Raw genomic sequence first — 23,501 nt, forward strand, 5'->3', positions numbered from 1 at the left:
TCTCCCCGCCAGCAGGCGGCTTAGAAGTGCGAGGCGGATGTGCCAGCCCATGGCAATTGCCTTACCACCTTTCAGGTGGCTTAGAATCTGAACACCACGCCGACGATCTCCTCGGTGGCATCCACGCCCAGCAGACGGTTTAGACAAAGGGGCAAGCACAAGCTCCTGGAGCATTCCCGCCAGCTAGGCGGCCTAGCAGGATGGGTTATGCGCTTCGAAGGCTGAAGCCCATGCCACGGGCAGCGCAACGGAGTTTTCCAACAAACCGATCAATGTTGATCTGGTCGCGTAACTCTGGCCAGCGCGTACCTGCTATAAAATCAGCCAGCACCGTCATCAGCAAATCGGACACCTCGGTATCCCCCCAGCCATATTCAGCCAATTTGGCGCGTTCGACGGGGTACAGGGACAGTATCTGCACAAGTTGCTCAGCACTGAGGATGATCCCTGTTTCGGCAGCAATGTGCTCGGCGGCCAGCGCTACGGTCTCTTTAGCCGGAACGAGGTGCAGGTTGGCTAATGCGTGCTGCATGCGTGCTCGCTGAATGGTGATGTAGACACCATCCACCAACTCGTCATCGTCCATCAGGGAAAAACGACCCGGTTCGACAATCAACATGGTTAGCTCCGGTAGAACATTTGAGGTCTTTTCGGGATTATGCCAACGGCTCGGCCACAGGCGTCTGAGCGTTTTCCAAGGCCTCGGGGTGGCCTGGTCTTGCATTCTCATCAACGCTGCGGCAGGCTCTCGGCAGCTCGGTGTCGGGAGTTGTCTGATACTGGCCGAAGGTTTTATGAAAAGCTGGTTTTTTTTAAAGGCGCCTTGGTTTGCTCGTAGGGCACCTTGATGATCACTTTACTTAGATATTGGGTTGTTGTCTACTGCTGGTCGTTCATTGAGCGCTGGCGCCAGCGACTGAATCTGGGGGGGCGTGTTGATCACACGGCATGGATCGAGCCTTCAGGTGTCATCCTGCCCGTTATCGAGCCCATATTGAACAACCTGGGTGCCTGATGCCAGCGGGACAAAGTCGTAGGTGTGCGAACCGACGTCCAGACGAAGGTTGTCAGCGCCGATACCAGGGGATAGGTCAGGGCCAGTGGAATTAGACATTTCTTCAGCTGCTGCACCAGGTGTTTCGGGCCATGACTGGGCAGATACGCAAGTGCTGAGTTGGTACTTGCGGCCCACACGCAGCAGGCGGTCAAGAACGTCCAGGGGCGAGCCAATGGCAGTGACCCCTGAAATGGGTGGCTGGAGCAGTGCCAGCTCTTCCTGGCGAGTACGTCTGCTGTGCAGTACGCGCATTGCGCTGCTTACGCGACCACGCAGCGCCGACAGCGCTTCGTCATAAGCTTCACAGTCCATGGCAAATTCACATGCTCGCTCCCAACTGTCAGCTCGCTGGAGAGCGTGCCAGGCATAGGCGCCGCGAGCGACGGACAGATCCGTGTATTGCTCAGGATGCACTTGCGTACCCAGCAGGTACAACGCGAATTCTTCGTCACGCACCGCCTCGACATCCAGGTGGTGCAGGCGATCGCTCATGAAGCTGTAAAAGTGATCGTAGACCTGCTGTTTGGTCAGATGTGACAGTTCGGGGTACATGGCGACCAGCTTTAGCGCTTCGGCATTTTCTTCCGCGCTCTCTGGCGCTTGAAGGTCGGTCGTGAAGTCGGGTTTCGGCAGCTCGCGGGTTGCTAGCAAGGCCCAGATAGCAGGCAGGTCTGAGTCAGGGAGATTCAGGAGGGCATCACGCTCTGCCTCCCAATCACGGGTAAGGGTAGCTACCGCGCTGTACAACTCCTGATTGAAAGCGCTCAAGCCAGGTTCAAATCGAGCCGAGCTCAAATCACTGGGGCATTTCTGCCGGGATGCATTGACAGTAAACGCCGGCTTTGCAGGCAAATCCAAGGTCAGTGGCGTGTTGAATTGCAGCCATTGACCTTCGTACTGAAAGTCGCCCGTGCTGGCGATCGACCGACCGATCAGGATATCGGCCAAAGCACGTTGCGCCTCGCGATGGGTTAAAAACAGCGCTGGAACGCGGGCTTCCAGTGCATCGTGCTGCAAGCAGAATCCGCCCTCAATGCGCTCGATGGCGTACCCGACTGGCACAACCTGGTAATCGATGACAGCGATGGCGGGGTCGACCCAGGAGGTGGCCACCAGCGCTATGACCGCCTCCGGTGCAGTCGCCGGATCAATGGCCTGTTCTTGCACCTGCTGGAGCAGCCGCTTAAACACGAACACCTGCTCACCCCGCACCAGGTAGCGTGCATTGGGTACGCCCGACAGGCTCAGCACGGCTCGTTCAAGGCGTTGATTATCACCCCATAGCCGCCAATACTCATCGAGTATCACGATTCTTTGCTCAGGAGCGACCTGATCGCTGGCTTGGAACATGAAGGCGGACTCCGGGTGGCTTAATGACTGTTCCGCACTATATCGTGTTAAGCGTATATTGCAAGCGCCATTGCTTCCCTACACGCCGCCGTTTCAGTTCGAGGGGCAGGGCGGGCATTGAGGATCGATCATTCCATCTTGGCCAGGCGATCACGCATCATCTGCTGGCGGCGCAAGTCATCCCTGCGATTGAGTGCTTCTTCCACTTCAATTTTGCGTAAAATGAGGTCTGGAGCAAGTCCTCGCAGGTGCCAGCGCAGGCCCCTGGCTAAAGCAGCAGGCTCTTTGATCCCTCGTTCCAGAAAAGGCAGCACGGGATCGTCGGCCAATACCCTCTGCAGCTCAGCAAGGGGTTTTAGCGTATGAGTGTCCCGCCCGCTCGCAAGACCCACCAGGTCTTCGAAGGTTGCGCGGGCATCGAGCCTGTTCAGGCGGGCAACTTCCTTGCGCACCAAGCGCTCCTGCTCCAGCAGCGCCGCCCTTGGCAGCTTGGGCCATTCAGGGATGTAGGGGATTGGCACCCGGTCGAGCTGATAGCGTCGTGCAGTCAGGTCAAGGTCATTGGCAGCCCAGTCATCCAGGATCAGCAGGAACATGTGGTTGAATTCATGCGCCCAGCCTCTGGAGAGGGTTGGAATAACCGAGTTATCCAGGTTGTACCAGCCGAGGGCATTCCAAACCGTCTCAAGGTCGGCAGGTATGGTGTCCGCAAACTTGATGAAGGCTGGGGCGCCCAAGGGGTGGTCAGATCCCTGACGAGCTTCGAGAACAATGTAGCCTTGATCACACAGGGCTTGCACATAGCTGGCAATCCGGGCATCGATCATCAGGACAAGGCCAGTAGTCAACACCACCTCGCGTTGTGTTATCTTTTCGTGTGGCACTTTAAAATGGCTGCGCCAGTCTGGGCAAAACCGGAAATGGGTGACAAATTTGCCGAGAAACTTCTGCGAGTACTGGGCCTGTTCAACCATCGCCTGATATTCATCACCCGGCGCTTCAATCAGCAGCCGCACGAGGCCTGCGTCTGGCCCGTGAGGCACTGGTTCGTAAACGTTGAGGCTGCAGGCCAGTCCGTCCACAGTGGTAAATTCCAGGTCGTTGCGTTTGAGGGATAGCATGAGTGAGTCTGCCTTGCCAAAGCCTGCTGGCCAGATTCACCCTGCACGTCAAGATGATGGAATATGTGATAATCCAGGCATCGGTTGACTTTATGCAAAACCGTGAATACTGACGATCAGAGCTATTTAATAGTTTTTATTGTTGTTAGTGGAATATAGCCCTGCAACGCAGTTTGTTCAATAACACTGTCCAAACACTAATAAAACAAAAGCGTTTTGCAAAATGGCAATAAAGTTATATAGGTAATATAAAAGTATTGCCTGATTTGTGGTTTATCAAAATATTGATATATTTCGACGGAGCGGCTAGACTGCTTGCCTACCTATTGACCTCATGCAGGCCTGTCGTATGTCAGATTCTGTGCAACATCCTTCACCACTACCCATTTTCGAAGTGATTTCCCAGCAGGGTAACCGCCGCTTCTTCAGTCAGTCGGATGCGCAGTCCATGAAGGCCTTGCTTGATCAGTACCCAGGCATGATGGGCCCTGGCGTGGCCGGTGAGTCTTCAATTGAAATGCTCGAAGGTGATCGGGCCTGGCAATTCGATTACGTGATTAGCTTCATGAACGAGTTCTACCGTTCGCGGTGGTGTTCGGGGGGGCTCTGCGGCTGTATGGGATGCGCCAACGGATCCGGGGGATTGGCTGCACTGGGGTTTACTAAGGAGGACTGGTTGGCCTGGCGATCGCGGCAAATCCAGTTCATTGGCCTGCATAACGTCAGCTAATCGGCATTATAGTGCATGATTCTTTTGCGCTTCGCTGAAAACCAGCATTATAATGCCGTTTTTTAGACCGGACTGACATCCTCAGATGCCCGGCGATGGCTCATCAACCAGCTTTTTGGTGCGGGCCATCAATTGCGGGACGAAGAAGTTCACCATGCGAACCTGGTCAATCAACATGGATTTTGCCAGTTCGTAAAAGGACTTCTGCTCAGGGAACAGCTTGCGGGCAGTCTTGGCCATCGGCAGGAAATAATCATCCACTTCTTTAGCGTAGGCGAGCATTTTTTCATTGGAAAACACGCCTGTCATGGTGGACAGGTTGTGGAGCCTGTCGATCAATTTCGCTACCGAGGCGACAGGGCAGTGCGCCATTTCCTGGAAATACTGTTTTTTGGAAATTTCCACCCCATCACGGTATTTGGACAGCCTGACGCTGTAGGTGACCACCTCTGGGAATTGCGCCTGCAGAACCGCTTTGCTTTCGGGAAAATCCTCGACCAGGTCGTGCGCCAGGATCGCCAGGTAGACCGATGCCGGCGAGGTGAGGTTGAGGTGCTGGGTGATGGCGACACCGAGAATGCTGAGCTGATGGTAAAACTCAGGAGTTACCCCATCCTTACGCGTGCCGCTGTGGTAGTGGGCGGCCAGCTCCATGAGTTCCAAGACGCGATTGTACTGGGGATCTTCTTTCGCCATATCCGTCAGGCTAGCGCGAATGGTTGAGCGCAGCTTTACAAAATCAGTGGTATTCATCAGGCAGTTTCCGGCAGGTGGGTGTTTTTGCATTACACCATTGGAATTGGGTCTGTGAAAACCCCGCTAACCAATAAACCTGAAAATTGGGAGACCCAGGTTAACTGCCGTTGTTAGCAATCATCCGCCGCCGACGCACAAAAAAGCCCCTGAAGGGGCCTTTTGCATTGGATATCGCCTATCGGACAGGCGACTGAGGGTCTTGCGCCGCTTTTTGGGCCAAATAATCAATCATCGCTTGCGCCCCTGCCGAGGTTTTGGATTGACCCCCCTTGTGCGTTAGGCAAGCAGGATTCGCAGGGGTAGACGGCGCAGACTGTTTTTCAGAGTTCATGGGCAGTGCTCCTGAATTGGGGGGGGTGGTAAGAGTATACACCGATCGCTGTAAGGCACCGGAACCTTTACCTTATTGATCCGCTAGGGCCTCCAGAAATGGCGATCCCTGGGTGATCTCTATATAGCTGCCATGTGGCTGGTAGAGCATGTGTAGTGTGCTGGCTCGCCCATCGGCAGGGTGCTGCACACACTCGCCAGGCCAGTTGCCATCAATCACTGCGAGACCCAGCTGGGGGTGTCGGGCCGCGATCACCCAGTGCCAATCACGCGGGCTGACATGTTCACCACAACCTCCCACTTTCAAGATGGCCAGCGCCGGCAGGCAATCCCAGTCCCGCCATTTGCACAAACGAGTGCCCAGTCCTGCTATGGTCAGGGCCGCCCGCAGCTCCTTGAAGTTCGTGCCATACCCCGAGCGGTTAGGCCTGGGCCCACCATAGCCAAGTCGATCAAAAATCGCCTGAGCCTGCTCGTAGCCAGTGCCCGCGACACCCGCCAGGGCGGCGATGCCGCAATCACCATTGCCCCGCTGCGCCACCCGTAGCGGAAGGCGGGTAATGCACGGAGCGCTTTTGGAGTCAAAGACCAAGATCCGCCTCCAGCTTCCACGTCAGCAGAGTGTCTTTGCCCGCGTTTTTCACTAGGTCGTCATCAATCAGTGCGCCGACCAGCATGGCAGAATCTGGATCATTGACCCTGGCGGCAAGCTTTCGGGGCTGCAGTTGGTAATAGGCGACAATCGTGGCGGCATACGCCTTCAAAGCCTCCCGCAGATTGGTACCGTCCGATCGGTTGGTGTAGTCCAGGGTCATAGGGGGGACAGGGCCATCAGTCGTGGCAGGGGCTTTTCCTGCGGCTGCGCCATCGGTTTCAGATCAGGGGTTAGGGCGCGGGTCAGTTCAATCATCATATTGAATTGAAGCGGCGAAAAGTACATGCCCACCACGCGCTCAGCCGTGGCGGCGATTTTGTCCAAGCTGGCAGGGGTCTTTAAGGCAGGGTAAGACTCTGGATACTGATCCAGGTAGCGGCTGGCAAAATCTCGAATCCCCTTGAGCAGCGTATTATTTTCGCTTTCGTCGCTGTACACCGTGAACTGCTCGATCAGCTTTAGATAAGTGTTTGCAGGCACGTGTGGAATATGCCCATAGACAATCGACGGATCGGGGTTTTCGTTCAGTGCTTTCAACACCGCCAGGTTGTTCTTCAGGGCCCTACTTGGGTCGAGGACATAAATGACCAGCGCAGCATCCCTTAACGACGGGATGGCAAGGGGGGAGCGGGCAATGATTTCCATCAGCTCCACGCCTGACTGAAAGTTCGGGGAGGGCGCAAAGTAGCCAATGCGTTTAGCGATTTCGCCATACTGCTCCGCCTCCGACTTGGCGGGTCTAGGGGCCTGTTGCACCGCCTGCCTCATGGTTTTCAACGTCTCTTCCATCTGCAGCAACAGATCTGGATCTTTGGCCACCCGCGCCAGCATAGCGCCACTGGTGCGGTGGTTTTCCATCATGAAGTAGATTTCAATCAGTGGCCTGTCTTCCAGCGGGGCCGTGGTTGCAATGGAATCGACCAGGCTGTGCGCCGCCTCGGCCAGCCCACCGCAGAAAAACCGAAAGGCCAGGAGCGCCCGCAGGGTTTCGGGCAGAAAGTGGTACTCCAGGTCATTCTCGCGATAGTCCCGGCGAATGGCCTTCTGACGACCCTCATCGGCGAGCACTTCCTGGATGATTTCTGCAGCTTCCTGGTAGCCGAGTAGATCAACCAGGTGTTGGAGATCAGCTTTGCGTTTGGGCTGTGTCAGGGCACGAAACGCCCAAGCCACCGGATCTTCTCCGGCGATCAGGCTGCCGAGGTAGTCCACGGGCTTTGGCTTGATGAAGTTGAACATCGGTGTTATAGCCCCAACTCTGATTGAAGGATGGATTCTAAATCGCTGGCCCGCAGACGGTCAGTCAGACCTGGGATATCTGAAGTCACCAGCCCCAAAAACCTGAGGTCGACCAAGGAGATATCCACCTGATTGGCTAAGGCCTCTATCACGCTGGTCTTGAAGTGGTGATGGGCGGCCATCGCACCCTGGAATAGCGGGGCATACGGGGCGCCCATGAGGTTGCGCCCCTGCAGTTGCAGGATCGGCTCGAACAGGTTGATCACACTGGTTGGCTGATAGTGGCTCCAGGCGCCTGGGTGGGCACCGATTGCCTTGATTGCCTTGATAGAAGATTGCGTCGACAATGATTGAGTTTCCAGCACCTCATCCAGGGCCTGCAAATGCCCATGCCCGGCGTGGATCAATGCCTCGACCAACGGCGCATCGTGGTGCACACGCTGCGCTAGCTGGCGCTTCACGACAGAGCCATAGTGTGCGGTGAAATACTCAAGGGACGCCTGTATCTCCACAGCGTTATGGCCGGCAAATGCCAGAACGGGCCCCTTGGCAAAGATCGGATGAGCATCAGCCTCAGGCACCCAGCTGCTGCCTTCACCAAAAACTTCTCGCAGGTGGTCAGGGCTGATCGACAACGCGTTATACAACACTTGGTTGACCGTGGCCTCCATCTGTTCTGTACGCACATGGCGCCTGAGCACCAGGGGCGCCCGTGCACGCACGAGGCTGGCAATGGCGTTGGCCGGCAACCCTTGATTGATCATCAGGAAAACCGGGTCGTAGATACTCAACGCAATCACATGCTGCGTATGATCACGGCGCACTTCGGCATCATCCCACTTGAACGCAATCACCTGGTGCAGTTTGACCAGCGCCTGTTCGAACAGGACGTCATCATGGCTGCCCAGCACCACCAGCTGGTGTCGTTCAGCCGCCGTCAGCTGACTGGGATTGATGTCAGGTGGAAGCAGCTCGCCGTAAAGAGCGTGATGAAGTGAATCATGGGCAATCCAGAGCAGATCCGGTCGAGGCGAGCAGACCCCACCGTACTGATACATGTCCTGCTCCAAGGTTTGGATTGATCGAGGCAGGGCATAGACCAGCAAGCTGATGGCCTTGAAGCGCGCTTCCAGCGGCGTATCATGGACAAACCATGCGGTGACTGCGTGGATGCCATGGTAAATGGCCCTGCCAATGACATCCACCACGTCCACGGTATCCAGCTCGGAGTTGGCAAACGCTGAAAGATTTCCGCCTGAAGCACAGTAAGCATGAATAAAATTGATGTCTTTGATGAACGCCCCTTCAATGGCCATCTGGAAGAAAGGGATACGCCGGGGGTTTGCCAGGTGTGCTTGCACATAGGGCTCGAACAAGTTTCCACGCACGAAGCTGGCCAAGTCTGGATACGCGCTAAGGCTGGCACCCTGGTCATCAATGAATTGGTTGATCGCGCTGCAGATGTCTTGTGCCCGCACCTGCTCCTGGGTGGACAGCCCATTCAGCAGGTCTTGCGAAAACAGGCTCCTCATTTTGACCATTCTCCAAGTATGCAGGACGACCTTCACGTTACATTGTTATTCGCCCGCGCTTTCTTACGCAGGGAGCGGTTCTTGGCCGCAATTGGGTTGGTGCCACGCATGGAGGTGTTGAGCGCCAGCTGGTCACTTTTGCTTAGTATGACCTCATCACGCACGATGGCGCCAAGCGTCATTCGCATCCCAAACTTGTTCAGGATGCTATTGAGGGTATTGATGGTGGGATTGGCCTTGTCGTTTTCCAGCTGGTACAGCGCCTTCGTCGACATCTGGCACATTTTGGCGAAAGTGGTCTGATCGAACCCCGTGACCTCGATCCGCAACCGGCGAATGGAGGTGCCCAGCGTCTGCCTACCCAGGACATTTTCCTTGAGGATATCTTCGATCAGCATTTGGCGCTGTTCGGGACGGAGGTGGTTCATCGCAGCCCCCATTCTGTCAGTCGTTTGTCCAAGTCATTGAGGGGGATGTTCCGCGATGCCTTGACCTCCTCGGGCAGCTCGCTCAAGAGCCCAGGCAGAGCGCGGAATGTTTCGGCGCTTGTTTTCAGGTGTGTCATGAGCCGATCGGGCGCCACAAGCTCCCGAAGATCTACGCAAATTTGCCCCCAGTCGGGATTGCCTTTGCGTTCGGCATCCCACTTGGTGGCGCGAGTGACCCCCTCTGCGTCCAGCACCATCGGCGCCAGGTCGTAGATCGGAGCAAGCTGAAAACGCCCCTCCGTTCGGAAAATAGCGCTGTTGCGACCGTGGTTATCCGAATTGCCCAGTATTTTGTTCAGCAGGTCGCGCCGAACGTATTCGAACACGAGCCCCTCGATTTCGTCACCCTGCCCATTCTGGCGCCAGAGCTTGGCCAATGCATATAACACCGCCTCGTGATCCATGCGCTGACCTTGCTCCTTGACGTTGCAGACCGAATAGATGGACTCCATGGCAATACGCTCAACGCGGCCATTCACCACGCGGCGGTCAAACCGAGGCATCCACAGGCTGGGCTTTTCAGCCTCGCACAATTGCATCCTGGCCACCGGCACCGTGTCCAACCCCAGCTGGGCGATGGCCTTGTAATATTGGTACTCAGCCCTGAGAATCGCCTTGTCGGTCTCGGTCACCTTGTTGCGGGCAAACTTGATCAGCCAGTGGTGCTGCGCCTGGTCGTCAGGAAGCATCGCATCTGCGTAGAGCTTGCCTTGCGCATCTTCAACCATTAACAGCTTGGGCGCCTCGCCTTGAGCACCAGTAGCCCCACCCAGGGCGGCCCCGGCTTCGTAGGCGTACTCCAGGAATTCATTGGTTCTCTCAACGACCTCGTGCTGATCAAATGCTTCAAGGGCCCCGGCCTTGAGGTGTTCGACAGACTCCTTTACGCGCAGGTGGCCAATTGGAGAGGGGGTGCAGCGCTTGAAGAGGTAGAACAGCATATCCAACCCTTCAGTATTCTCCCCGCCGAAGCGCTTGACCAACGAGCGATACGCCGCCCCGGCAGGAATGATGTCATACACAAATGCCGGGTAGCCGGTATCCCGATGGGCATCCCAGGCCAGCGGCAGGTTGACACTCACTGCAGGCTCCAGCCGTGTTTCCAGCTGGTCGATGAAGTCCACCAGGTAGCCACCGTCATAGGCGGTGGAGCATGCCCCCACTATCACCTTTTGCGGGTTCTCGATGGTCAGTAACAGCGCATCACGCCACTGGCCTTGGACAAAGGTTTGAATCGTGAGCTGATCAGTCATGGCGATGTCGATACCGGAACTTTAATACTGCTTATGGTATGCTAAACCGAAACAAGCGGCAATATAGTTCTGCTTTTTGCGCGGTCTAAAAAATAATCAGTATTTTAGTGCCGAATATGAGTGACCATTTCATCGAAAGGAACGTTTCCATGACCTCATCCGTTCAAGATACCAACCTGTTGACTGCACCTTTTCCAAGCCAGGCCGTGCAGGCCCTGAACACCTTTCAGACTCACACATCAGGCGGCTTCTTAGGCCATCCCTATACCTGCGCGAACCGAGGTGATGGCTACCATGGTGAGGAGGGCGGGGATCTCGGGGTATTGATTGCTACGGAAGAGGGCGGGGTTTGTCCGCATTGCAGCTACACGCAACAGACAGCCCACAAGATGATGGTGGACACGGGCAGTGCCGCGCAACGGGATGTATTTAGGGGGCTTGTCAAATCCACCCAGTTGCGCGATCTGTTGAAGCAACGGATTGATGCGTACCAGGCACTGCAGACCCGCCACCCGGCTGCACCAGGGGTTGCGGTGATGTTGATGAGCCTCAGGGGCAAATGGGCGCAGCTGGGCGCTGAGTCAGCGGAGTAACCCGCATTCAGCCCAAGGTTGGGGCAACAAGCCTTGGCTGCAGTGCGTGCCGAAGCCTTGTTCCTAAACTGCCTGAAAGCTGTTAGTGGGGCTGCATGGAGACTGAGGCCTCACCCTCACGTATGTCTTGCGCAATGGCCGCAAAAGGCACGCTCAGGGGCAATTGCTTCGCCCACTGCTCAGTCGCGCCCATGCAGTCGCGCTGAGGTTCGCGTACAGTCTGTCCAGACTGGCAATGCCGATAGTAGGCGAGCACGTCACGGTAATTGGGGCCCTTCAGCGCCAGCTCCTGGTACATCTTGGTGTAGGCCGCATGGGTCTGAGCGCGCTCTACGAGAAGTATGGCCATGGCACCGACACAGCAGAACATGCCTGCATAAACGCACTTCAAGGCCCACCGGGCCATCATGCCCGAGGTGCTGACGGCTACGCGGGTAGCAACGGATGGTTTCTGGTTAGACATGAAGCTACCCCTGCTTACTGCTGGCGTGTACGCAGGTAGACCTGAGCTTCGCCGGAGCCGATGTCGTTGCGAATGGTTGAGAAGGGTACCTCCAACTCAAGCTTTTGCGCCCAGGCCTCGGTTTTGTCCATGCAGTTACGTGCGACCACGTCCCTGGCAATCGGGATACCTCTGCCAATGACCCCCACAGTTCCCCTGGCAACGCATGACGCATAAAAGCTGACCAGGTTGCGGTGATCCTGGCTCTTGGTGCCGAGCACAGCGTACATATCGTGGTAAGCCGCTTCCGGGGAATTGGCCTGGCGATTTGCCCAGGCGGAGATCCCATATGAAAAGACCGCCGTCGCCGCGATCGCGGCGCCTGCCAGCCACAATGCAGCCACAACGACTTTGCGCGCATTCATGCTCATTTACCATTTAAAAACGTGGAAGGAATCTGCGCGTAGATGGTTTGCTCGCCATGGCGCACATCCTGCTCAACCTGGAACAATTGAGCGTGGGTTGGCTTCAATAACAGCATCTCCTGCACCGTTTCGCCGAGACAGTTGGTGGCGGGGCCTGCGCCTTTACGATCAGGCGTGCAAAGACGGTACTTGTCGATGAACGCTTTGTGCAGCGGTGACTTTTCCTGCAGCTGATCGTACAAGGCTTCAAGGCGATACGTGCGCTCGACAGCCTTTTGGACTTCAAAACCAAAGATGACCAGCACCACCAGCGTACCGATACCAATGACGATGCCGTCCAGTGCGGTTTCTGCAATGCCGAGCCGGCGTTTCAAGCCAAACGGATGAGATGAAGTGGACATGACGGTCTCAATGCCGGGGATCGGCAGCTTCAGGACTGAAAGGTTGAGTCCAATATATCATTAAACAGTGCTGGTGTGTCATGGATTGATGCGCCAGCTGTGCAAGATCGGGGTGCCCTTGTGCATCCTTTGAAATATGCCTATATTGTACACACCGTTTGTAATCACACCGTTCTCATGAGTCCTTATTTACTTTACGTCACATTCTTTGCTGCATTCTGGCTTGGCGCAGGGTTCGCGATGATGCGGATCTTCTGGGTCAGGAGTAAAAGCACCCGACCATTGGCCAGGTGCTGGAGCAGCCTAATGGTGGTTATCGTATGGCCGTACCTGCTGAAAAAGTTATCCAGCTAATCCACTGGCTCAAGCTGAGGCGTCTTGCCTTCAGGTTTGATCACAAAACCAAGGTCATCTGCTTTGCTGGGTTCATCGTGCCAGGACTGCCGGCGATTGACAGTCCGGGGTGGCTGTATTTGGCTGCACTGATCGGCGTGGTGGTGTTGGCCGTGGCGCCTGTACTGATTGGTAAAAGCGTTGCCAAAGAGATCGAGCACCGATTTGGCAAGGCAGTGCTTGAGCGTGCGCTGCATCACTGCACGCTGGGCCGCTATTTGCGAAACAAGACGTTTACGATTGGTGATATTCAAGCGCAGCTTGAAGCCGAGCGACAAGACCAATACGCAGGGGCATCCAACGACGCTTAAATAGGATATTGACAGAATGGCAAGCAGCCACGATACTCCATCGCACTTGCCCCACACCTTCTGCCGTGGGCCTCTTTGTCGGAGCCTGTCATGACCAAGTCGATTCTCCTGGATGGTACCTCTCGCCGGTTGTTTGAACAGCAGGCGCCCGCAGCGCTGAACCTGGATATGACCAGAAACACCGAAGGCGATTACGCTGACCCCATGACCCATGGCATGTACCTGGGCTTCCTGGTTGGGCATGTCACCGGCCTTTCCCACGGTCTGCGTGTGGCCAAAAGCGAGTTCGAACAGGCGTACACCACGGCTGCCGACCGGGCGATGATTGCACAATCGGAAATCGGCACCTCTGCAGGGCTGGCAGCAATTGACCTTGCGGTCGAAGCGTCCGATCACGACCGTGCCGCTGTTGCCCACTCCCTGGCGGGCTTCTCGCAAACCTTGATGAGCCAGCATGGCGAAATTGTTCGTACCATGACCCTCGAAAATCACCTGGCCAACTACAAGCAAGCCTCGTGATCGGGCACTGCCTGGCCGGCTTCTTGGAGACGTGGTGATGTTCGATAACCAGCCGACCGAACAGATCCTGCGCTGGATCAGTCAAGGCCAGGTGTTGCAGCAGCAATCCGAGTTGTTTCGCCATCAGACCCTCAGCCCGGATACCCTGCTGGTAGCAGGCTTCTGTGCACTGGAACTCCAGCGGGCGCTGGACTTCTTCCATGGATTTGCTCCCGCGCTGCAGAGCAGCATTACCCATTGGGTCGATGGCTTGCTCGCGGCTGATTATCGAAATAATGAGTTCGTGGAAACCCTGAGCGACCGCTTTCATGCCGTACTGATCAGGGGGCTTGCGACCGAAGCAGGAACATCCCACTGTTACCAGATCCGCTGCAATCAAGCGCGCAAGTGGATCGCCACAATTCATGAGCCTCGGGGCTGTGTGTCACTCCGTTTCGACCTGGAACTGTGGGACGGCGCCCATCTGCTCGGGCAGACCATGATTGAAAAAGCGTCTATCAAAGGGGCAGAGCACTCGCTCCTGATGCGCTATGCGCCTCGCGACTGCATCATCGGCATCCTGAGCCTGTGCTTGGCCAATGAACGCGGTTCCTGCGAGGTGCCATTGCGCAGCAAACTGTGGGCGCCAGGGGGAGCGAGCGCACTGGTCGAGGTCGGCCTCCAGCGTTCATCGCGTGTGCTCTGGGCTGACGATGCCACCCACGCGGCATTGAAACATACGCCTGCAGTGGCGCTTTTTCCCAAGCTTGAAGGGGTCGCCCCCGGTCGATACGCCTATTACAGCGGTCAGTTGCCGAAAGAGAGTCCCCATCCAATGGATGGGCGGCATGATCATTATGCGCTTCAATTTCCCGATGATCTTGGGGGAGCATACGCGACCCAAATCCACAGCGACGGATGGATTGCCTGGCAAGCTCGATCGGATCAGCAGGATCCATCTCAGGCCGATGGCCCCTTGAGCCTGGCACTATGCGTCGATCTACGGCTAACTTCAGGCGATGTGCTGCTTGGGTGTGATCCAGGTGACTTTAACTGGGCGCCCTACGGTCGTGGAACTATCGAAGCCTACCGGATTGTCAGGCAGCGCCAGCACCTGCTCGATGTCCATGTGCTGGGGGCCTATGAGCGTTACTTGGCAGAACTGATGGGGATGTACCCTTTTGTGAAAGTCGCGGAGACCTACAGTCGCTACGAGGACTGGGCGCTGGAGATCGTTGAGACCCGGTCGCGGTACGAGTTGGTCAGCGTCTATTCTAGCAGTCGCCATGGCCTGCTCTGCAAAGCGATTCCAAGAATTTTATGGCGTCTGGCGCAGTGAGTAATGGCTTTTACGGGCCTGGCTCTTGATCTTGCACCTTAGACTCGAACTTGCAATTTGGCAGCAACCCAATTTCCTGCATGGCGACTACATAGCGAGCGAGCGCCTCGCGTTCTCCCGGCAGGTAGTCTTCCAAAAGACCACTTGCCAACCATTGCGTCAGCAAAGCGGCTGCCTCATCGCCAATCAACTCGCCCGGCTCGTTAGCCAAGGCCAGATATTCATCCCTAAGCTCTTCTGACAAGCTCAGGCCTTTTGCATCGGCGAGATAACCCTGTGTCCCCGGCAAGTGGCAAAACGCATGCACAAGCGCCCACAGCGGCTCCCCCAGGCCATTCTCGAACGCATGCTCATCGACCAGCACGCCGATAGGCAAATGGAGCGTTTCTGCCATGGTCAGGGCGAATAGATGGCAACGGCCATGGCGATAATGATCAACGGTGTGCGTTCCAAACACGGGGAAGTCGTCGACCACCTGGCAGACATTGTCGTCACGCGGGAGCAGATCGGTTTTGGACAGCTGCGGCTTGGTTGGATTTTGCTGCACTCTTGGCATTTCCTGACTCCGGGTAGGGCGCAGAGGTGTGCGAGATGCAAAGCGATCGGAGCTGAGCCCGTTTAGCTGCGCATGAAATATTGGGCGAACATGCCAAAGAACCTGTTCAACTGAGCGGGTGTCATGGGTTTGTTCATCATGATGCGAAATTCAGCCTCATCAAGCAGGGCTTCGCTGGCCAGCTTGAGCCCGCGCTCCTCCAGGCAATCCATCGGGCAGCGCCGTCTGGGCCTGAAGGCCTTGATCAGGAGGTAGAGGCACAAGGCGTAGAGGAGCAGGTGGATCAGTAGCTGGAAAGTGGACTGCAGGCTCATTGATCAATCCTGAATGGACTTGAATTTGGGAGATGCGGGGCAGCCGGCAACCGCGCCGACCTTGTCGAGAATCTCCACGAGATCCTGACCCGCCACCTTGCGATCGTGTTCAAGCTGGTCACTGAGCAGCTGAAGGATGTTCTCATTGGCTATCAGCAGTTCACGCACCAAGGCTTGCTGCGAGCGTTTGAGCTCGATCAGGGTCTTGTGGTTGTGGTCTTCCTGCCAGGTGTTCTGTGGTGCGTGGAAATAGATGAGATCATCATGGCCACTCAGGTATTTTTGGGCGAGGGTGTTCCAGTTGCGGTAATCACTGGCACCGCCGAGGCTGATTTCGCCCAGCAACAGTCGTTCAGCCTCAATGCCCGCAAGGGCAACAGCATCTCCCATTCAACGTGGATTTTGCTGTCCAGGGCGTGGTTCCAGGCGGGCCCGGTGCAATAGCCCAGACTGCCACTGTCGTCGGTTTTTTTGCGCATCACGATTTCCATGCCCAGCGGGAGGTGGCGATGCAGGCCCAGCACCACGGCATGCCCGGCTTCATGCACGGCAATGATGCGTCGATCCAGGGCTGTCAGGGGCTGCGCGTGGCCTGCCACAGGAAGGCCAAACAGGCTTTGGGTGTGCGTGGCCAGTTTCTCGCCCAGTTTGCGCACATAGGCTGTACCGATGAAGCAGATCAGGCAGAGGGTAATTTCAGCGAGGTGTTGGTTGATGAATTTGGACACCTCTGTCACATCACCCGCAATCAGTGGGCCAACCTGCAAGGCACCCGCGAACAGACCGACCAGTAGCGTTTGTTCAACGATCGCGCCGATTGAAGTATTTTGACCCCGGCCATTGCGAATCAGCGTGTTCCACATTTGCAGCCAGATCATACCCGGTAGCACCATGGGGGCGAAACTCTCGATCTTGAGTAAATGGATCAGGCTGGTCAGGGGGGCGAGCACCAGAAATGCCATGGTACCAATGGACAGCAGGGAGTCGAGTAGTGACTGCTTTATGGACTCAGGCTCAACCGGCTCAAGAACGATATGATCCTTCGAGTCATGGGGCGAGAGGGTGCTCATTGGGTGTCCTTATGACAATTGGCAGCTATTTTCCATATGCCAATATACATAAAAAGCGCAGCAATAGCATCCCTGAGGGGGCAGTCGCTATTTACCCCGGCGTTGCCGGGGCTGCTTCACATGCCCAGGTCTTCCCCGAGGATGTCCTCGCGCAGACAGTCGAGCTGAAGGAGAACGCTTTTTGGGAAAGCGTCGGACAGCATAGCCAGCAAAGCCTGCTTTGCGTCCTTTTGCTTGATGCCATTGGAATCTTTGGCGCCGTCGATCAGGGTGGTCATAATACGATTGACTGCCGCCGGATTTTGCAGGCTACCCGTCTCCGCGCCTGAGTCAGACGGCTTGTTTAAAAACCTGATGACAGCCGGCGCTATCAAGTAGATGTTGCTGCTCTTTGCAATCATGTTCCACTGTTCTTTTGGAAACTCAAGATTGGGGTAGCGATCAACTAGGGTGAGAAGTGCGACGATTTCCTCGTTGCTCAGACCGACCTTGCCGCGCTGGATGGGGAAGAGCTGGTCGAGCTTGGAGCTCAGGCCTTTGTCACCAAAGTACTGATGGGCGATATCAAGGTAGGCGGAATCCATCTGCCGGATATCAAATTTGGTGTTGTCGAATACTGTTTGCGCCAGGTCATCATGGCCTGCCGCGCATAGCGGCGGGATGATCGTCAATGTTTCGACCCAATGCCCTTGCACCGCCGCAGCGGCTTGGATGACCGGCATATGGTTTTGCAAAATGCGGTTCATCTGCTCAGGCCACGGCGCCGAGATGGTGCTCATATGGTAGATGATCTCCTTCCCACCCATATCGTCCTGGCTGATATCAGGCATGGACAGGGCCGTCTCAAACAACTTCAGCGCAATATCTTGGCTCTTGGAAGACAGCGCCGTGCAATATTCGCCAACACAACCGGGTCGCGAATCTTCGAATAAGCACCACTGCAAGTTTTCAAGAATCTGGTTATCCAGGGCCTCCGTAATGCCCAAATGCGCCGCAAGATTCCGACCTGCAGCCACGAAGGGGATAGTGGCCAGCAGTACGTGCATGTGATCAGGGGCAATGGTCGGAGCCCCGGTGTCGGGGTCGCGGCGATCAGAACGAAGGAAGCCGCTGAGAAGTTGCTGTCGTAAGTCAGTGATGGCTCTATTTAGCCCGTTGGCAGCCAGGTCTTTGAAAACGGCATTCAGTGCTTCCAGCGGTGCAAGACAGGCTTGAAAGCCACTGTCTTCACAGGTTTCGATCAATGCACTGCCTTGATTTCGCATTTGCACAGCGAGCAACATATCCATTGTTACAGGCCCAGGTCTTCGCCGAGGATGTCCTCAGCATGGTGTTCAATACCCTTCATGAACTGGCGAAGCGCCGGCACTTGCTTAATATTGGCAAGCCATTGTGGCCGATGCTCCAACACGAAGCTGAGTGTGGTTTTCAGGTGGTCTTCATTCACGGTGTCCTTGTAGTTGACCACGGCAGTTTCCATCCAGCCAATCATCGAGCTGCTTGCTTTTGACGTGGTCAGGTGCAGATCATCAAATTTCACCAGCGGCGCCTTCGACGCAAGGAAATGCATCACCAGCAAGCCGGTGTGCTGCACATGGTCATCGTGGGTGAACGGCGTGTGTTTGATCTTTTCCACCAAGGGGGTCAAGTTCATGCCCGTGCGCTTTTCAATCTCCAACAGCGCCGTATGCTTCAGGGTGTTCGATTTCGGGAAGCATTTGAGCAGCATGACTTGCGCGGCATCAGGGTAGCCATGCTCATGCAACGCAATAGCCTCCTCAACACGAGGCAGGTCAAAGGAAGTGCTGGTGCGCTCCACCGCAGGGATGAACTCCTTCAACACCAGCCCCAGGTCGTGATGGATCTCAATATCCAGCTGCTCTTTCAGTCCGCCGTAATAGGCGGCGATGGCGTAGGCCACGTTCTCGGGCGGAAAGACCTGCGGGCAGCTTTTGGACACATCGGCCAGGAAGCGGATGAACCCCAGGGCTGGCTCGCCATGGCCTTTGCCCTGCGCGGCGATGTCCCGGCAGATGCCGCAAGCGTCCTGCTTGAGCGTGTAGTGTTCGAACACGTTGGCACTGTCCGTGTAGGTCTGCAGGGCCCTGAGCAGTGATCGCGGTGAGCCGCTGATGTAAAACCGCAGTGCGCTATGGTCAGGAACAGGCAGGTGCATGGCTAAGCTTTCCTGTAGCTCGCTCCAATCCTCGGGCGAAAATACGAAAGCCGCGCTAAACCCGGCCTCCAGGTAAAGTCGCTGAGCCTGCTGAGTCGCTTGCTTGACCACGCCATCAAACCCCTTGCTGCGCGCAGGGGCGAGCAGGGCGCCAATGTTGTGCGTCAGCCGAATGGCCTGGTCAACGGAGGAGCCTTCACTGGTGCAGACATGAATCAGGCTAGAGAAGGCGTTCATGACCCTTTCGTGGGTCACAATTGCGGAATGCGGTTTATGGGGCATGGCAAGATCCTCGATATATCCCCAGTGTACCACCAGCCATCATGGCCAATTAAAGCCCTAAATCATTTTCCAGGTTCGCTTGAACATCCAGCTCAAGCCCCTTGGCCTGATATTGCTCCTGAACCCAGGCCATCAGCCCCTGGCCACCTAGGTGTGGCAAAGCCCCCTGGCCACGGATTTCCCAGAGGATTCGGCTTTCTGCGCCCTTGGTTAGCCACGTTATTTGGCGCGTGACGGGGTTTCGAGTGGCCTGCGGAAACCGTGCATGGACAATCGCCGCGCCCGCCGCTTGAATGGTGCAAGCGATCGATTTGAACTCAAGTGACCCACCGCGCAGGAGCAAGCGATTGGACTCTTCGAAGAGTTGCAATACGACATCCAGTGCACCTTCCAAGGTGCTGGCGCCGCCGCGCAGCCCCTCACGGTCGAGCCACTTGAGCATGTCGACATGATCGCCAAATTTGTTCATTGCTTGGACTTGGCCAAGCTCCTGCGTGTGGTGGATGACCTCGAACTGTATTGGGCCCGCCAGGCCAGGGGCCAGGGAGAATGGCTCAACCTTCTGGTTTGGCAAAACAAAAGCCCCTGCCACATCGGCGACAAAAAGCGCGAAAGATGGATATTCGGTCACTGCGCTAATCAGTCGATCGAAAGCTTCCTCTTCCTCCGGATGCTGCTGCAACTCGGAGATCAACTCGTTCAAGGGGATCTGGGCGCCGCGCAGACTGGCCTCGATTTGCGCATCGCACAGGCGATTGAGCTGTTTCGCCAGGTGCGAAAACTGCAACTCATCCCCGAGCTCCAGGCGCATGTGATCGCCCAGCCATTGGAGGCCAGTCGGGATAGAGCCATCTAGGTACAGGGCGGGCAAGTAGCAGTCGTCTGCCGGGGAAGGTGTGCGCAATTCCTCCTTAAGCTTCAACCAGAAGAAAATGTCCAAGCGACTGTCGAGCAGTTTCAACACCTGTTTCTCTCGCGACTGGCTCATGGCTGCATCCACGGCTCATCATCGAGCTCATCGTCGAATTCAGGGCCATCATGGAGCGCGACCAGGTTGTTGAGCATGAACTCGGCAGTGACACCAAATGCCGGCAGGACGGCGTCGACTGCCTCCTGGTTGACCTCTCCCAGCGCGATCAGCTCGGGCAGGGTGGTTTTGCGCAATGAAACCGGGAGTCCCAGCATGGTGCCTTTGAAATGGTTGAGGACATCCTGCTGGGTACGCACCCCGTTAGCATCGAGTAGCAGATCACCCGTCGCATCGGCGAGCATGCTGTGCAATGGCGCGTCGTGCTGGTCGACGACCAGGATCAGGCTGTCAGGCGCCTGCAGATAACCGGCCAGCGCGACGGCGAAGGTGCAGTGGTGCTGGTGAGCGTATTTGAGGGTCAGGGAGGCAAGTTGGCCATATCGCTCAGGCTCGCTCGACAACAGGTCATACAGCACCGTGCTGTCCTCCAGCCCCTCGTAGAAGGGAATGATCTCGCCCGACATGAAGGCATCAGCAAACTGCCGGGCAAATACCTCAGCACCTTCCGGAACTGGAGGTAGCGGTGCGCGCAAAGCGTTGGTGAGCCGATGGAGGGTCAACTCGTCTTCTGCCGGCGCCGCGCTTAAATTTGTGGTGCCCGTAGTTAGGTGTTTCACAAGTTCAGCTCCTTGAAAGGCCGTCCTGGCGACCCCTTTAAACGAATGCTCAGTGTGCAATACTCGGGGCTAGCTGTCGATCGAGCTGCGTAGTCCTAAAGCCCCAGATCCAGGCACAGCTTCTCTTCCCTGACGCTCTCCATTTCCATGTAGGATTCAGGGAGGCCTTGTTTGATCAAGCGCTTGATCAGGTACTGATCCTTGGCCATGAATATCGAGAGTAAGTCCTGCCGTTTGTTGCGCGCCGTTTCGGTTATCCCCACCGATTTCAGCAGTTGGATCAGCTGCTGTTCGTAGAGAAAGCGACCCTCCGCGTTGGAGAATTTGCGCTGAATCAACCAGGGGAGCTCAATGTCCGAGAGATCGATCTGCAGCGCGTCCTTGTCCAGGAAATAGGAGGCGGACATTCTCCACTGTTCCTCAGCGTCCTCATTCAGCGAGGCGCGAATGAATGACTCGGGAATTTCCACGCCCAGATGGTCAAGGTCGTGGTACTTGCGCTCAGGCAGCTGGTGCTTGCGGTGCAGTACGCGCTGACCAACTTCCAGGGCAATTTGGCCAAAACCCGAATTTTTCATCGCGATCAGCAATTTTGGCTCCGGGGTGTTGTACCCCATGCTCAGCATCGGCAAAATCGTTTCGAAGGACTTCTCGTTGGCCTTGATGAATTTTTCCATGCCCGGATACAGGTATTGGGAGGTATAGGCCTGAGACTCAATGATCAATTGCCAGACGAAATCCGTCTTGACCATCGTGTAGGCACTGTCGATCGGTGTCGCGCTGCCCCAGGCTCTGAACGCAATGTCCATGGCCTGGAACGCTTGCTTCTTCGAAAAATTGATCGCCATGGATCTCAGTTGCTCTGCACTGAAGACCTCTTGACGCAAGAATCGTTGGAGTAGTTTAACGTCCAGTGCCTCAGGCGTTTCTTTGTGCCAGCTCACGTAGTACTCGGCTGTAAAGGGCAGCCGGCGTTCCATGATGGGAAGTGCGTACACGGTGTCTTTCTGGAAAATGGGGTGGCGTTCGACGGCCTTGTAGGCCATGGACAACATCTGACGCTGGAAATATTCTCCCTGACCTTTTGCATGATGCTCCAAAACGTAGCAGATGTCTTCTACGCAGTTCTCGAAGTTTTCACAGATGTTCTTGAACGTCGCGAATTCGTGTTCATGGAGAGCCTCCCATGACGGTTCTTTGTCGCCAAACTCATGGCTGCGCAAGTCCTCTTCGAAGCCCATGTGAAAACAATCGACAATACGCTGCAAATCTTGCTCGATTCGCTTGAATCTCCACATCATCAACTGATGGGCATCATGCTCGTTCAAAAAGTCTGGCGTTTTCACAGGCCGAGGTCTCCCAGCAATTGCTCTTCGCTCAAGGCCGCGCTGTGCCGCCAGTAGGGCGACTTTTTCAGCGTTTTGGCCATGTGCTCCTTCGCTCCGCGAACCGTTGCACACAGCTCGTCCAGGAAGGCCCCCGTGCGGACAAGGACGTGCTCATCCTCGGGGACATTCAGAAGCAACGCCACGCTGATGCGGTCGACATCGGCAGAGGTGAAATAACTGGCGTTGATGTGCATGTCGAAGTTTGCCCTCACAAGGCTGTAATCCAGCAAGTTGAGATTCATGTATGTCAATGGGTAATTCTCACCGGCCAACTCGCAATGTACTTGCTCCAGGAGCGCCTGATCAACCACAAAACCCTCGTCTTCCAGCATGCGGATCAGATCAGTCCCCTGATAGTCCTTGATCCATTCAATGCACAGGCACGTGGCGAGCTTGTCCAGACCGTTTCGGTACAAAGACCCGATAAAGTTCATGTCGTGGATGGAGGGTGCCTGTTTGGCGGTTGGACGCAAGGCCACCAACTGGTCTTGGTATTGCGCCAGCAGCTTGAAGTAGGGGTTGCCCATATTCATTTCTTCGGGGAACAGGGTCACGTAATGCCTGATAATCGTATCGGCAAACGCGGGTACATGCGGTACTGTCCGGGCTGCGCTCTTTACACCCGCTTGCCGCTGGGTTTCTAACTCGGCAAAGTAATCCAGCAGGTGCTCTGCCACCATCGCAAAAGCCTCAGCCCCCAAATTTTCTGACATCATTTTCGTGTATGAGCCCAGGTCGCCAGGCTGACAGAGCTCCAGGGGTGCAGTTTTCACAAAGCTCTGTGCGATGCGCATGCCGGTTTCAGCGGGCAGTCGGTTGGTGGACGGCAGGATTTCCAGCGGCATGGGGAAGTGATTCAATAAATGCTTAATGATGAAGGGTCTTGCATCCGGGTCGGCGGAACTGACCAAGGAGATATTCCCCTTGAGGAGCTTGGTCACACGCTCGTGGATCAGCAGTGAGCCCGACAGGGCAGGGTGTTTCAGCGCTTGCGCCAGATCCTGGAAAAATACAGGCACATCCGCCTCGAATTCCACCTGCTCAGCCTCGCTACGGCGAGCCATGAGATAGCAGCTGATCTTGGTTTGCCGATCATCAAGCTCATGAAGCAGGTTGGCAATGTCAGCAGGGGTAAGCATGTCAGGAAGCTGCATG

Annotated in this window: 28 protein-coding genes; 5 read left to right on the forward strand and 23 right to left on the reverse strand. The window is 56.0% G+C overall.

Going from position 1 to position 23,501, the window contains the following annotated elements; translation table 11 throughout:
• Positions 1–205 precede the first annotated feature (205 nt).
• From DV532_RS27240 to DV532_RS27250, 3 genes are all read right to left on the reverse strand, one after another.
• Positions 206–619, reverse strand: coding sequence for a hypothetical protein (locus tag DV532_RS27240; protein ID WP_056799040.1), 414 nt, complete (start codon positions 617–619; stop codon positions 206–208).
• 342 nt (positions 620–961) lie between these two features.
• Positions 962–2,407: a hypothetical protein gene (locus DV532_RS27245; RefSeq protein ID WP_156675936.1), complete on the reverse strand. Its 1,446-nt coding sequence runs from the start codon at positions 2,405–2,407 to the stop codon at positions 962–964.
• 128 nt (positions 2,408–2,535) lie between these two features.
• A complete protein-coding gene (locus DV532_RS27250; RefSeq protein WP_056799035.1) occupies positions 2,536–3,528 on the reverse strand; it encodes a hypothetical protein in 993 nt (330 codons plus the stop codon).
• A 349-nt stretch (positions 3,529–3,877) separates the two neighbouring features.
• Between DV532_RS27250 and DV532_RS27255 the strand changes: the two genes are divergently transcribed.
• Positions 3,878–4,258: a hypothetical protein gene (locus DV532_RS27255; protein ID WP_156675935.1), complete on the forward strand. Its 381-nt coding sequence runs from the start codon at positions 3,878–3,880 to the stop codon at positions 4,256–4,258.
• Positions 4,259–4,339: 81 nt separating this feature from the next.
• Here the strand turns inward: DV532_RS27255 and DV532_RS27260 are convergent, their stop codons facing one another.
• From DV532_RS27260 to DV532_RS27290, 7 genes are all read right to left on the reverse strand, one after another.
• Positions 4,340–5,011: an HD domain-containing protein gene (locus DV532_RS27260; RefSeq protein WP_056799029.1), complete on the reverse strand. Its 672-nt coding sequence runs from the start codon at positions 5,009–5,011 to the stop codon at positions 4,340–4,342.
• A 406-nt stretch (positions 5,012–5,417) separates the two neighbouring features.
• Positions 5,418–5,936: a hypothetical protein gene (locus tag DV532_RS27265; RefSeq protein ID WP_056799025.1), complete on the reverse strand. Its 519-nt coding sequence runs from the start codon at positions 5,934–5,936 to the stop codon at positions 5,418–5,420.
• Positions 5,926–6,159 carry a hypothetical protein gene (locus DV532_RS27270; RefSeq protein WP_120715456.1) on the reverse strand — a complete coding sequence of 78 codons (234 nt, stop codon included), beginning with the start codon at positions 6,157–6,159 and terminating at the stop codon, positions 5,926–5,928. The genes DV532_RS27265 and DV532_RS27270 overlap by 11 nt, the downstream gene beginning before the upstream one ends.
• Positions 6,156–7,238, reverse strand: coding sequence for a hypothetical protein (locus DV532_RS27275; protein ID WP_120715457.1), 1,083 nt, complete (start codon positions 7,236–7,238; stop codon positions 6,156–6,158). Before DV532_RS27275 ends, DV532_RS27270 begins: the two co-directional genes overlap by 4 nt.
• Positions 7,239–7,243: 5 nt before the next feature.
• Complete coding sequence (locus DV532_RS27280) at positions 7,244–8,806, reverse strand: hypothetical protein (protein WP_156675934.1); 1,563 nt, start codon at positions 8,804–8,806, stop codon at positions 7,244–7,246.
• Positions 8,803–9,198 (reverse strand): helix-turn-helix domain-containing protein, encoded by a 396-nt coding sequence (locus tag DV532_RS27285; protein WP_082476816.1) that lies wholly within the window; start codon positions 9,196–9,198, stop codon positions 8,803–8,805. The genes DV532_RS27280 and DV532_RS27285 overlap by 4 nt, the downstream gene beginning before the upstream one ends.
• Entirely contained in the window at positions 9,195–10,511 is a 1,317-nt protein-coding gene (locus tag DV532_RS27290; RefSeq protein WP_056799014.1) for a type II toxin-antitoxin system HipA family toxin, read from the reverse strand. Before DV532_RS27290 ends, DV532_RS27285 begins: the two co-directional genes overlap by 4 nt.
• 149 nt (positions 10,512–10,660) lie before the next feature.
• On the opposite strand from DV532_RS27290, the gene DV532_RS27295 reads away from it, so the two are divergent.
• On the forward strand, positions 10,661–11,104 hold the full coding sequence (locus DV532_RS27295; RefSeq protein ID WP_056799012.1) for a hypothetical protein: 444 nt from the start codon (positions 10,661–10,663) through the stop codon (positions 11,102–11,104).
• 82 nt (positions 11,105–11,186) lie between these two features.
• On the opposite strand, the gene DV532_RS27300 is transcribed toward DV532_RS27295, so the two are convergent.
• From DV532_RS27300 to DV532_RS27310, 3 genes are read right to left on the reverse strand one after another with little or no spacing between them, the layout of a single operon-like run.
• Positions 11,187–11,567 carry a hypothetical protein gene (locus DV532_RS27300; protein ID WP_056799010.1) on the reverse strand — a complete coding sequence of 127 codons (381 nt, stop codon included), beginning with the start codon at positions 11,565–11,567 and terminating at the stop codon, positions 11,187–11,189.
• 14 nt (positions 11,568–11,581) lie between these two features.
• On the reverse strand, positions 11,582–11,971 hold the full coding sequence (locus DV532_RS27305; RefSeq protein WP_056799007.1) for a hypothetical protein: 390 nt from the start codon (positions 11,969–11,971) through the stop codon (positions 11,582–11,584).
• Between the two features lie 2 nt (positions 11,972–11,973).
• On the reverse strand, positions 11,974–12,372 hold the full coding sequence (locus tag DV532_RS27310) for a hypothetical protein (RefSeq protein WP_056799004.1): 399 nt from the start codon (positions 12,370–12,372) through the stop codon (positions 11,974–11,976).
• 320 nt (positions 12,373–12,692) lie between these two features.
• Here DV532_RS27310 and DV532_RS27315 point away from each other — a divergent pair, with 320 nt between their 5' ends.
• From DV532_RS27315 to DV532_RS27325, 3 genes are all read left to right on the forward strand, one after another.
• Positions 12,693–13,076 (forward strand): hypothetical protein, encoded by a 384-nt coding sequence (locus DV532_RS27315; RefSeq protein WP_056799000.1) that lies wholly within the window; start codon positions 12,693–12,695, stop codon positions 13,074–13,076.
• 90 nt (positions 13,077–13,166) lie between these two features.
• Positions 13,167–13,595 carry a hypothetical protein gene (locus DV532_RS27320; protein WP_056798996.1) on the forward strand — a complete coding sequence of 143 codons (429 nt, stop codon included), beginning with the start codon at positions 13,167–13,169 and terminating at the stop codon, positions 13,593–13,595.
• Positions 13,596–13,632: 37 nt separating this feature from the next.
• Positions 13,633–14,913, forward strand: a complete 1,281-nt coding sequence (locus DV532_RS27325) for a hypothetical protein (protein ID WP_056798993.1) — start codon at positions 13,633–13,635, stop codon at positions 14,911–14,913.
• Between the two features lie 10 nt (positions 14,914–14,923).
• Here DV532_RS27325 and DV532_RS27330 read toward each other — a convergent pair whose 3' ends face one another.
• The 10 genes from DV532_RS27330 to DV532_RS27375 form a co-directional block, all read right to left on the reverse strand.
• Positions 14,924–15,469 (reverse strand): hypothetical protein, encoded by a 546-nt coding sequence (locus DV532_RS27330; protein ID WP_156675933.1) that lies wholly within the window; start codon positions 15,467–15,469, stop codon positions 14,924–14,926.
• A gap of 62 nt (positions 15,470–15,531) precedes the next feature.
• Positions 15,532–15,783 (reverse strand): hypothetical protein, encoded by a 252-nt coding sequence (locus tag DV532_RS27335; RefSeq protein WP_056798988.1) that lies wholly within the window; start codon positions 15,781–15,783, stop codon positions 15,532–15,534.
• Between the two features lie 3 nt (positions 15,784–15,786).
• Positions 15,787–16,128 (reverse strand): hypothetical protein, encoded by a 342-nt coding sequence (locus DV532_RS27340; protein ID WP_120715458.1) that lies wholly within the window; start codon positions 16,126–16,128, stop codon positions 15,787–15,789.
• A complete protein-coding gene (locus DV532_RS27345; protein ID WP_120715459.1) occupies positions 16,056–16,853 on the reverse strand; it encodes a hypothetical protein in 798 nt (265 codons plus the stop codon). Before DV532_RS27345 ends, DV532_RS27340 begins: the two co-directional genes overlap by 73 nt.
• A 116-nt stretch (positions 16,854–16,969) precedes the next feature.
• Positions 16,970–18,142 carry a hypothetical protein gene (locus DV532_RS27350; RefSeq protein ID WP_056798984.1) on the reverse strand — a complete coding sequence of 391 codons (1,173 nt, stop codon included), beginning with the start codon at positions 18,140–18,142 and terminating at the stop codon, positions 16,970–16,972.
• A 2-nt stretch (positions 18,143–18,144) separates the two neighbouring features.
• On the reverse strand, positions 18,145–19,266 hold the full coding sequence (locus tag DV532_RS27355) for a hypothetical protein (RefSeq protein WP_056798980.1): 1,122 nt from the start codon (positions 19,264–19,266) through the stop codon (positions 18,145–18,147).
• 94 nt (positions 19,267–19,360) lie between these two features.
• The gene (locus DV532_RS27360) at positions 19,361–20,299 is read right to left on the reverse strand and encodes a hypothetical protein (RefSeq protein WP_056798977.1); all 939 of its coding nucleotides are present in this window, start codon (positions 20,297–20,299) and stop codon (positions 19,361–19,363) included.
• Entirely contained in the window at positions 20,296–20,958 is a 663-nt protein-coding gene (locus tag DV532_RS27365) for a hypothetical protein (RefSeq protein WP_056798974.1), read from the reverse strand. Before DV532_RS27365 ends, DV532_RS27360 begins: the two co-directional genes overlap by 4 nt.
• 95 nt (positions 20,959–21,053) lie before the next feature.
• On the reverse strand, positions 21,054–22,304 hold the full coding sequence (locus DV532_RS27370) for a hypothetical protein (RefSeq protein ID WP_056798971.1): 1,251 nt from the start codon (positions 22,302–22,304) through the stop codon (positions 21,054–21,056).
• Positions 22,301–23,500 (reverse strand): hypothetical protein, encoded by a 1,200-nt coding sequence (locus DV532_RS27375; RefSeq protein WP_056798968.1) that lies wholly within the window; start codon positions 23,498–23,500, stop codon positions 22,301–22,303. Before DV532_RS27375 ends, DV532_RS27370 begins: the two co-directional genes overlap by 4 nt.
• Position 23,501 lies beyond the last annotated feature (1 nt).

Source organism: Pseudomonas sp. Leaf58 (assembly GCF_003627215.1).
In the GTDB taxonomy this organism is placed as follows: Bacteria; Pseudomonadota; Gammaproteobacteria; order Pseudomonadales; family Pseudomonadaceae; genus Aquipseudomonas.